Annotated in this window: 1 protein-coding gene and 1 tRNA gene; one reads left to right on the forward strand and one right to left on the reverse strand. The window is 57.4% G+C overall.

The window, feature by feature from the left end; all coding sequences use genetic code 11:
• A partial coding sequence (locus VZ95_RS18625; RefSeq protein ID WP_045777194.1) for a substrate-binding domain-containing protein occupies positions 1-509 on the forward strand: 509 nt, incomplete at its 5' end.
• Positions 510-590: 81 nt separating this feature from the next.
• Here the strand turns inward: VZ95_RS18625 and VZ95_RS18630 are convergent.
• A tRNA-Gln gene (locus VZ95_RS18630) sits at positions 591-664 on the reverse strand.
• Positions 665-817 lie beyond the last annotated feature (153 nt).

Consider the following 817-nt stretch of genomic DNA (forward strand, 5'->3'; position numbering starts at 1 on the left):
TCGACAATCGCAGCGCCGGGGCCGCCGTCGCCGAACGTTTCCTCGCCGAAGGCCGCAAAGCCCCCGCCGTTATCTTTCCCCAGAACGCATTTTCAGCCGCCCGCGAGCGCGTTGACGGTTTCCTCACGCACCTCAAAGAGCACGGCCCGACCACCCTCCCCCCCATCCGGCAAGAGGGCGGGCACGGGCTCTCCCACCTTCAAATCGGTTATGACGGGGGTGAGCGGATGTTTTCTTCCGGGCCTATGCCCGACGCCATTCTGTGCGTCAGCGACCAAATCGCCTATGGTGTTCATCGCCGTGCCCTGGAACGGGGCATCGACATTCCATCCGACTGCGTTTTAACCAGCATCGACGGCACCCCCCTGAACCGCTGGGTCGCCCCCTGGCTGCGGGCGCTGGAAATTCCCTATGCGGACTACGGTCAACAGATCGTCGAGAGTTTCGAGCGCATCTGGTCCGGCACCCCGGACGGTGATCGAATTTTGCCGTTTCGGTTTCCGGAATAAGGAAATGCGCAGGCTAGGTTAGCAAACGACCGCCGATATGCGGTTGCATTTGGAAATCTAAAAATTCTTTTATTTTTGAATTGGCTGGGAGACTAGGGCTCGAACCTAGATTGGCGGAGTCAGAATCCGCTGTCCTACCATTAGACGATCTCCCAACAGCAAGAAGGCCGGAGCGTTCTTGTGCGGTGGCGGGTAAGTAGCACGGGCTTAGCGGCGCTGCCAAGAAAAAAATCGTTTATCACTGCTAAGATGTCATCCATCCTGTGAGAAATACCGTATGAGTAGCGGTACCGAATCGGTTTCAAACT

Origin of the sequence: Elstera litoralis (genome assembly GCF_000963705.1) — a bacterium.
In the GTDB taxonomy this organism is placed as follows: Bacteria; Pseudomonadota; Alphaproteobacteria; order Elsterales; family Elsteraceae; genus Elstera; species Elstera litoralis.